10 protein-coding genes and 1 pseudogene are annotated in these 8,164 nt (G+C 69.4%); 7 read left to right on the forward strand and 4 right to left on the reverse strand.

The features are described 5' to 3' along the window. Positions 1 to 252: pseudogene (locus D7X74_RS36350) on the reverse strand (alpha/beta hydrolase); the annotation flags it as partial. A 194-nt stretch (positions 253 to 446) separates the two neighbouring features. Between D7X74_RS36350 and D7X74_RS36355 the strand changes: the two are divergent. From D7X74_RS36355 to D7X74_RS36365, 3 genes are read left to right on the forward strand one after another with little or no spacing between them, the layout of a single operon-like run. Then, positions 447 to 1,400 (forward strand): hypothetical protein, encoded by a 954-nt coding sequence (locus tag D7X74_RS36355; RefSeq protein WP_120537573.1) that lies wholly within the window; start codon positions 447 to 449, stop codon positions 1,398 to 1,400. A 29-nt stretch (positions 1,401 to 1,429) separates the two neighbouring features. After that, positions 1,430 to 1,855 carry a hypothetical protein gene (locus tag D7X74_RS36360; RefSeq protein WP_120537574.1) on the forward strand — a complete coding sequence of 142 codons (426 nt, stop codon included), beginning with the start codon at positions 1,430 to 1,432 and terminating at the stop codon, positions 1,853 to 1,855. Between the two features lie 7 nt (positions 1,856 to 1,862). Next, entirely contained in the window at positions 1,863 to 2,369 is a 507-nt protein-coding gene (locus tag D7X74_RS36365) for a hypothetical protein (protein ID WP_120537575.1), read from the forward strand. Between the two features lie 79 nt (positions 2,370 to 2,448). Here D7X74_RS36365 and D7X74_RS36370 read toward each other — a convergent pair whose 3' ends face one another. From D7X74_RS36370 to D7X74_RS36380, 3 genes are read right to left on the reverse strand one after another with little or no spacing between them, the layout of a single operon-like run. Continuing rightward, positions 2,449 to 3,645, reverse strand: a complete 1,197-nt coding sequence (locus D7X74_RS36370; protein WP_120537576.1) for a class I SAM-dependent rRNA methyltransferase — start codon at positions 3,643 to 3,645, stop codon at positions 2,449 to 2,451. Further along, positions 3,642 to 4,481, reverse strand: coding sequence for an HAD-IIB family hydrolase (locus tag D7X74_RS36375; RefSeq protein ID WP_120537582.1), 840 nt, complete (start codon positions 4,479 to 4,481; stop codon positions 3,642 to 3,644). The genes D7X74_RS36370 and D7X74_RS36375 overlap by 4 nt, the downstream gene beginning before the upstream one ends. An 8-nt stretch (positions 4,482 to 4,489) precedes the next feature. Further along, positions 4,490 to 5,638, reverse strand: a complete 1,149-nt coding sequence (locus D7X74_RS36380) for a hypothetical protein (protein WP_120537577.1) — start codon at positions 5,636 to 5,638, stop codon at positions 4,490 to 4,492. Between the two features lie 88 nt (positions 5,639 to 5,726). Here D7X74_RS36380 and D7X74_RS36385 point away from each other — a divergent pair, with 88 nt between their 5' ends. The 4 genes from D7X74_RS36385 to D7X74_RS36400 all read left to right on the forward strand — a co-directional run. Then, positions 5,727 to 6,671, forward strand: a complete 945-nt coding sequence (locus D7X74_RS36385; RefSeq protein WP_120537578.1) for a magnesium transporter CorA family protein — start codon at positions 5,727 to 5,729, stop codon at positions 6,669 to 6,671. A 36-nt stretch (positions 6,672 to 6,707) separates the two neighbouring features. Next, positions 6,708 to 7,493 carry an alpha/beta fold hydrolase gene (locus D7X74_RS36390; RefSeq protein ID WP_120537579.1) on the forward strand — a complete coding sequence of 262 codons (786 nt, stop codon included), beginning with the start codon at positions 6,708 to 6,710 and terminating at the stop codon, positions 7,491 to 7,493. A gap of 42 nt (positions 7,494 to 7,535) precedes the next feature. Further along, positions 7,536 to 7,805 (forward strand): peroxidase, encoded by a 270-nt coding sequence (locus D7X74_RS36395; RefSeq protein ID WP_120537580.1) that lies wholly within the window; start codon positions 7,536 to 7,538, stop codon positions 7,803 to 7,805. A 30-nt stretch (positions 7,806 to 7,835) separates the two neighbouring features. Then, a partial coding sequence (locus tag D7X74_RS36400; protein ID WP_120537581.1) for a carboxymuconolactone decarboxylase family protein occupies positions 7,836 to 8,164 on the forward strand: 329 nt, incomplete at its 3' end.

Raw genomic sequence — 8,164 nt, forward strand, 5'->3', positions numbered from 1 at the left:
GCCCCGTACGCCCTGGCTGGCCCCCACACCCCGGTGGTTGAAGCGCAGGGTGGGAAAGCCCGCCCGCGCCGCCGCGAAGGCCACCTCCGCCGCCAGGACGTGGTCCATGCCGCCCCCCTCCTCCGGCCGGGGCGGAAGGATGAGCAGCGGCGGGGAGCGCTGCCCCCGGTGCACCGTGCCCTCCATCACCTCCGGGTCTCCGCCGACGGGGATGAGCGTGGAGCGCTCCAGGAACTGACCTTTCTGGACCATGCCACCACCTTAATCCGCCCCTTCCGGAGCGGCCGGTCCGTCTTCAAAGCCTTCCGCACCGTGGACACGCCGCTGCGCGGTGCGTCACACACATTCCGCGACCCCCTCGCAACTTTTGGGCGGTTGCGGTGAGAATGGATCAACGCCTCAAGCTTTCCTTCCCCCCTTCAAAGAATCCGCAGGAGCATCAAGCCATGGGAACCATCGGGAGCGGTCGTAACTCCATCAACAACGCCACGCGCACCACGCCGACCACGCCGACGACCACCCCGGCCCCGGTGGCGAAGCCCGCTCCGGCCGTGACGGCCAAGCCGGCCAACCAGGTGAAGGACGGCTTCGACGCGCGCGCGACGAACAGCGCGGTCCGCACCGCGGCGCCCGCGAGCGTCTTCACCGCGCCGGCCGGCTCCAAGGACAAGGTGTTCGACGGCAAGCTGGTGGGCGCTGGCGGCCAGACGTTCGACGCCAGCACCCCGCTGAGCCAGGTCCCGGCCTACACGCCCAAGGACGGCGTGAAGACCGAAGGCACCCTCATCTACGTCAACGGCATGATGACGGACATGGCGGGCCAGAAGGAGACGCTGCAGGCCATCGCGGACAAGACGGGCCAGAAGACCATCGGCATCCACAACTCCACCGAGGGCTTCTTCAAGGACCTGGGCCAGTGCGTCACGGACAAGATGGACAAGGGCAAGAACCCGGCCGTGGACACGCTGGCGGACTCGCTCTACACGGAGCTGAAGGCCGGCCGTGACGTGCACCTGATGGCGCACAGCCAGGGCGGTCTCATCACCTCGCGCGCGCTCAACGACGTGGCCAAGCGGCTGCGCATCGAAGACGGGCTGTCCCCCGCGCAGGTCGAGGCGAAGCTCGGCAAGGTCTCCGTGGAGACCTTCGGCGCCGCCGCGGCGACCTACCCGAACGGCCCGAAGTACGTGCACTACGTGAACGACAAGGACCCCGTGCCGGGCCTGTTCGGTCTGGGCACCAGCGGCAAGGGCCCCCTCGACCTCATCCGCAACGCGGGCAAGGACGCGAAGATCCACTACTTCTCCGAGAAGAGCATCTTCTCCGGCGCGCACAACATCAACGACACGTACCTGAACCAGCGCGTCCCGTTCGACCAGGCGCGCGAGGGTAAGTTCTAGTCAACCGACGGTGTGATATGACTGCACGTATGACGCTCGAAGAAGCCCAGCGACTGGTGCAGTCATTCATGAGGGCCCACGGAGACGCGGAAGGCTCCGGGCTCAACGCGAAGGGATTTGGCGGCGCCGCCCTCGGCGAGGCGCAAATCTACTTTGAACATGCGAAGGACTCGGGGGCGCTGAAGTGCAGCGCCCTCATCTACCGCTTCCGCGACGCGCCCCGTCCGGGCGTCATCGACGGTTTCCGTGCCGAGGAGAAGTCCGGCACGGACACCGGCGGCGGCAAGGTGGACTACGAGACCGAGAACAAGAGCCTCTTCCTGAGCCGCACGTACGGCGTCGTGCCGGCGGAGCAGCAGTTCAAGGAAGACCTCGACCGGCTCGTGGAAGCCAGCCTCAACTGGGGCGAGGAAGTCTTCAATCGCGTCGCGGATCGCACCGTTCCCGCGAAGTGACGCGCCCATGAGCCGCTCCCTTTCCACCGGCCTGCAGTGGCTGCTGTCCACCATCGGCATGGCGCGTCCAGCGCCGGCCGCTGGGGGCCCGATGACGCGGGATGCGGCCCGTCAGTTGGTGAAGTGGTACCTGCAGACGCAGGGAGCGGGCATCACCGAGGGCCTCAACGAACAGGGCCTGGGCGGCATGATGAACGGCGAGGGGCAGTACGCCTTCGAGCACATCGAGTCCCCCCCTTCCCTCAAGGCCAGCGCCCTCATCTACCGGTTCCGCGAGCCGCCCAAGCCCGGCATCATCGAGGGCTTCCGGCAGCAGCAGGAAGAAGGCACGGACACCGGTGGCGGCAGCGTGGACTTCGAGCCCGCAAGCGGCAGCCTGTTCCTGAGCCGCACGTACACGGTGATGCCGGACGGCCGCGAGTTCACCCGCGACCTGGACCGCCTGGGCAAGGCCAGCATCGTCTGGGGCAAGGACGTGTTGGACCGCGTGGCCCACCAGGTCTTCGGGACCTGAAGCCGCTTCGCGAAGCCTTCCATGCAGCCCCTGGGAGGCGCCCCGGACCGGGCGCCCCTGTCGGTGGCCGGACGGCGCGCTACACCGCCTGCATCACGTAGAACTTCAGGTACTTGCCTTCCGGGAACTGCAGGCGTACCGGATGGTCGGGCGGCTGGTAGCGCTCCTCCACCAGCGCCAGGTCCACGCCGGCCTTGAAGCCCGCCTCGCGCACGGCGCCCATGAACATGTCCCCGTTCACGCGCGCGGAGCACGACGCCGTGGCCAGCAGCCCCCCGGGACGCAAGAGCGCCAGGGCCTGCCGGTTGAGCGACGCGTAACCGTCGATGGCGGCCTCCACCGCGCGCTGGCTCTTCGCGAAGGCGGGCGGGTCCAGGATGATGAGGTCGAACGTGCGGCCCTCCTCCTTGAACGACTGGATGAGGGCGAAGACGTCCGCCGCGAGGAAGTCGTGCTTCTCCGCCGGCAGCCCGTTGCGCGTGAAGTTCTCGCGGGCCAGGGCGATGGCCTCCGGATCCTGATCCACGGAGAAGACGCTCTTGGCGCCGCCAAGCGCCGCGTTCACTGAGAAGCCGCCGCTGAAGCAGAAGCAGTTGAGCACGTCCCTGCCCTGCCCCAGCCGGCGGATGAGGTGACGGTTCTCCCGCTGATCCAGGAAGAAGCCCGTCTTCTGTCCGCGCCACGCGTCCACCATGAACACGGCGCCGCGCTCGCGGATGGGGATGAGCTCCGGGGCCTCCTCGCCCCAGAGCATGCGCCCGGTGCCGCGCCCGTCGTCCTCTTCCACGTCGTCGCGGCCCACCTCGTCGCGCCCGATGATGCCCTTGAGGCCCGGCACGCCCGCCTTCAGCGCCTCCACGATGAGGGGCCGGTAGGGGGTGAGCCCCGCCGAGTACAGCTTCATCACCGCCCAGCCCGCGTACAGGTCCACCACCACGCCGGGCAGGCCGTCGCCCTCGCCGTGGATGAGGCGGTAGCTGTCGGTGTCCTTCAGGTCGATGAGCGACGTGCGCGCGGCCAGCGAGCGCTGCACGCGCTGGGTGATGAAGCGCGAGTCCACCGTCTCGCGCGAGTCGCGCGTGAGCACGCGCACCGCGATGGCCGAGTGCGGATCATAGTAACCGCGCGCGACGAACTTCCCGTTCTCCGTCAGGTCCACCACGCTGCCGGCGGGGATCCGCGGCGGGTGCTCCAGCGCCTTGCGGAACACCCACGGGTGGCCCGCGCGCAGGTGACGCCCCAGGCCCCGGGCCAGCTCCAGCTTCACGACATTCACGTTGAGACTCCTCGACTGCGGGACGGCCGGCGGCGGGCGAGGAGGGCGCGTGCCAGCTCCTCGAATCCCCGCCCCTCGGGCGCCCGGGTAATGAAGGCCGGGGGCGCGTCGATGCGATTGAGCACCGCGCGCACGTTGGCCACGCCCACGCCCAGCTTGAACGCCTGGAACATCGGAGCGTCGTTGAAAGAATCCCCCGCGTAGACGTACCGACCGTCCGCGGGCTCCAGCTTCTCGCCCCACGCCACGCGCGCGAAGCGGCGGGACGCGGAGAGCTTGTCGAACCGACCCAGCCAGCAGTTGACGTGCACCGACGAGCGCACCGCCGTCACGCCCCGGGCCCGGAGCAGCGTTTCGATGGCGGACGCCCCCGCGTCTCCCAGCCGGGCCTCCTCGTTGTAGTCCACCGCCAGGTCCACCTCCGTGTAGCGGCTGTCCACCGACAGGCGCGCCCCGGGCACCTGGGCCAGCACGCGGTGCACCTCCGCCTCCAGGCGCTGGCGGTTGGCCAGGCGCTCTGCGGGAGGCTCCAGGTACACCTTGCGCAATTCGCCCTTCTTCCCCTTGAGGAAGAACAACCCGCCGTTCTCCACGATGACGCCGTCCACGGGAAGCTGCCGGGCCCACGCCTCGCCCCACCCCGCCGGCCGGCCGCTCACCAGCACCACGCGCAGCCCGGAGGCGGACAGCTGTTCGAGCGCCCGCACCGTCTGGCTGCGCAGCTTGTGCCCGGTCGTCAGCGTGCCGTCCACGTCGGTGAAGACGCCGTGCACGTGGGACAGGTCCGCCTGCCGCAGCGGGCGCGGCTCCGCCCCCTTCGCCACGTCCTTCGCCATGCCGGCCTTCACATCACGTCCAGTTGCGCGAGCTGGCTTTGGAAGGACTCGATGGTGGAGAGCAGCTCCGGACCGGTGAGCGTGGCGAGCTTCAGCTTGCGCGCCTTGCGCAGGAACGCGTCCATTGTCGCGTCGCGGCCATAGAGCGACTGCGCGCTGACCGCCGCCTCCGCGAGCGCCTTGGCCGACGCGACCGGATCCTTCTTCGACTGCATCAGGGCGCGCTCCAGCCGCACGCCGCACGCGGCCCACACTTCACGGTCGTGGAGGATGAGGAGCTGCCGCTGGTTCACCGCGGACAGGCTTCGCACCAGCGCGTCCAGGCCCTCCGCGACGGTGAGCAGGTCCCTCTGGTCCGGCGCGGTCTGGATGGCGAGCGCCCCCACCTCCGCGCGGGCCTCGACGATCTTCCGCTTGTCCTGCGCGCGCAGGTTCCGGTACGCGGCGGTCCGGCCGAAGGCATCCATCTCCGTCTGGAGCTGCTGCGCGTTCCACAGCACCTCCTCCGGCTTCGCGTCGCGCACCTTGCCCAGCCGCGCCGCCACGATGCGCGACAGGTCGGAGGTGATGGCCCGCACCGTGACGGCCGCCTTCACCTCCGCCTCGTAGCCGGGGACGACCTGGGCGCGGGACACCTCGCCGAAGGCGCTCGCGGAGTCGAAGACGAGCTGGCTCATCTGCTCGCGATAGTCCGAGCGGAAACGTTGGATTTCCGCCAACAGCTGCCAGCGGTCGCTCACCACGGCCGGGTTGCGCATGGCCTCGCCCAGCTGGGTGATGCTCTGGGCCAGCCTCCCCATGCCCTCCTGGAGCAGGCCGGGCACGTCGCCGGGGCCTGGACGGGACGGGGGCGCAGCCTTCGGCGGGGTGCCTGGGAACTGCTCCCGGATGACGTTGAGCAGCGCGTTGACGTCCATCACCGTGTCGCGGATGACGGGCGCCATCTCCTCCCACAGCGACAGGTCGGGGCTGGCGTCGACGACGGGCGTCTCGTACTTCACCAGGTCCAGGTCGCTCAGCCGGGAGATGGCATGGGCCGCGGCGAGGTACACCGCTCGCAGCCGCGCGGAAAAGGCGCGGTCGGGCAGCGACTGGAGGATTTCTTCGAGCCTCGGGGTGAGGGAGGCCGGCGGGGGACTCTCGGCGGCAGCGGACACGTTGCCCCCACTCTATCCCTCGACTTCGCGTCCGGGGAGTTCTAGCAAGCATCCCGGGCCAGAAGGACGGCCGGGGAGCCGATTCAAGATGATCCAGGTCTGTCTGTGGGAGGACGGCAAGGCGATTTTGGGCGGGGAGGAGCTGCTCGACCGGCCGGGGCCCAAGTGGATCGACGTGCTGGAGCCGGACGCGGAGGTCATGGGGCGACTGGCCGAGCGCTTCCAGCTCCACCGGCTCGCGGTGGAGGACTGCCTGCACCTGGACCAGCGGCCCAAGCTGGAGGAGTACCCACACCACCAGTTCATCGTGCTCCAGGGCTTCAGCTGCAACGGCAAGGACGTCACCGAGCTGACGCTGCACGAACAGCACTACTTCCTGGCGAACGACTGGCTCATCAGCGTGCACCAGCTGCGGCTGCCCGGCCACGACGCCATCCTCCGGCGCGTGAGGGACGACCCGGCGGGCACGCTGGGCCGGGGCGTGGACGTCATCCTCTACCTGCTCGCGGACTCGCTCGTGGACGCGCAGTTCCCCATCATGGATGACTTCGGCGACGCGCTGGACGACCTGGAGGACGCCATCTTCGCGGAGCCGGATCCAGAGCACCTCCAGCGCATCTTCCAACTCAAGCGCGCCCTGGTGACGCTGCGCCGGGTGCTGTCTCCGCAGCGGGACGTGGTGGGCATGCTGTCGCGCCGGGGCATCCCGCAGATTCAGGAGAAGACGACGCTTTACTTCCGCGACGTGTACGACCACCTGGTGCGGCTGTACGAGCAGATCGACTCCGGCCGCGACGTGGTGGGCAACGTGATGGACGGCTACCTGTCCATGGTGGCCAACCGCACCAACGACATCAGCAAGCAGCTCACCATCTTCGCCACCCTCTTCCTGCCCCTGTCCTTCATCGTCGGCTTCTTCGGGCAGAACTTCGACGAACTGTCCGGCAAGGGTTGGTACTACGCCATGTGGGCCACCATGGTGGGCTTCCCGCTGGGGCTCGTTGGCTGGTTCAAGTACAAGAAGTGGCTCTGAACGCCGCACCCCTCACGCGGTTGCCTGGGAGGACGCATGCTGACGGTCGCCGTGGATGGAATCCCGCTCCACTACCGGGACGTGGGCCAGGGGTTGCCGGTGTTGCTGCTGCACGCCTTCCCGCTGGACGGCTCCGCGTTCGAGCGGCAGGTGGCGGCGCTGTCCGGGCGCTACCGGTTCCTCGTCCCCGACCTGCGCGGCTTCGGGCAGACCCCGCTGGGCGAAGGCCCCATGGAGATGCGCAGGCTGGCGCAGGACGGCCTCGCGCTGCTGGACGCGCTGAACATCGACGCGGCGGTGGTGGGCGGTGTGTCCATGGGCGGCTACGCGGCCATGGCGCTGCTGCGCGAGGACGCGGGCCGGGTGCGCGGACTGGTGCTGGTGGACACGCAGTGCACGGCGGATGATGACGCCGGCCGGGAGAAGCGCGAGGCCACCGCCCAGCAGGCCCTCACCCAGGGCGCGTCGTCCGTCATCCAGGGGCTGGTGCCCAAGCTGGTGCACGCGGGAGCGGACTCGCCGGTGGGCCGCGAGGTGACGGCGATGGGCCGGGCCGCATCCCCCCAGGCGCTCGCCGCCGCGCAGCGGGGCATGGCGCAGCGGCCGGACAGCAAGGACATCCTGGCGCGCTTCGCGGGGCCCACGCTGGTGGTGGTGGGCGAGCACGACACCATCACGCCCCTGGCCAAGGCGAAGCAGATGGTGGACCTGGTGCAGGGGGCACGGCTGGAGGTCATCACCGACGCCGCGCACCTGCCCAACCAGGAGCAACCCGAAGCCTTCAACGCGGTGCTGGACGCGTTCCTCGCGTCGCTGTCCTGAGCGTCGTCTCCCCCTCCGTCGTCCTGAAACAGGAAGTGCGCGATGAAGAAGCCCCCTGCCCCGGAACCCATGTACCTGCCGGACGTCGAGTCCCACGAGTCCGACGGCCACTACGGACGGATGATCGCCATGGCGCGGGCGTCTGGCTTTCCGTCGCCGCAGATATGGCACCTGTTCGCCTTCAAGCCGCGCATGACGGATGCGCTGTCCGCGTTCACCCATGAGGTGATGCGGGGGCCCTCGCCGCTGTCGGCGGGCCTGCGGGAGCTCATCGCCGCGTACACGTCGCGGCGCAACGCCTGTGTGTTTTGACTGGGTTCTCACGCCGCGGTCGCGGCGGAATTGCTGGGCAGCACGGAGCGCGTCCAGGCCGTGCTGGACGATGTGGCGACGGCCCCCATTCCGGAGGCCGAGAAGGCGTTGTTCGCCTTCGTGGACAAACTCAACGACGCGCCCGGAGACGTGCGCCGCGAGGACGTGGAGCGACTGAAGGCGGCGGACTGGTCGGACGAGGCCGTCTACGACGCGGTCTCCGTGTGCGCGCTCTTCAACTTCTACAACCGGTGGATTGACGGCACCGGCGTCCACGGCCTGTCGCCCGACATGTACGCGAAGTCCGCGAAGCGGATGGCGGCGGGCGGCTACCTGCCCGGACCACCCGCCCCAATCCC

The sequence above is a fragment of the Corallococcus sp. CA047B genome, assembly GCF_003612065.1.
Taxonomy (GTDB): Bacteria; Myxococcota; Myxococcia; order Myxococcales; family Myxococcaceae; genus Corallococcus; species Corallococcus praedator.

Coding starts and splice junctions, on each gene's coding strand:
- D7X74_RS36355 (WP_120537573.1), top strand. CDS start 447: ATGGGAACCATCGGGAGCGGTCGTAACTCCATCAACAACGCCACGCGC.
- D7X74_RS36395 (WP_120537580.1), top strand. CDS start 7,536: ATGAAGAAGCCCCCTGCCCCGGAACCCATGTACCTGCCGGACGTCGAG.
- D7X74_RS36375 (WP_120537582.1), bottom strand. CDS start 4,481: ATGGCGAAGGACGTGGCGAAGGGGGCGGAGCCGCGCCCGCTGCGGCAG.
- D7X74_RS36385 (WP_120537578.1), top strand. CDS start 5,727: ATGATCCAGGTCTGTCTGTGGGAGGACGGCAAGGCGATTTTGGGCGGG.
- D7X74_RS36360 (WP_120537574.1), top strand. CDS start 1,430: ATGACGCTCGAAGAAGCCCAGCGACTGGTGCAGTCATTCATGAGGGCC.
- D7X74_RS36365 (WP_120537575.1), top strand. CDS start 1,863: ATGAGCCGCTCCCTTTCCACCGGCCTGCAGTGGCTGCTGTCCACCATC.
- D7X74_RS36390 (WP_120537579.1), top strand. CDS start 6,708: ATGCTGACGGTCGCCGTGGATGGAATCCCGCTCCACTACCGGGACGTG.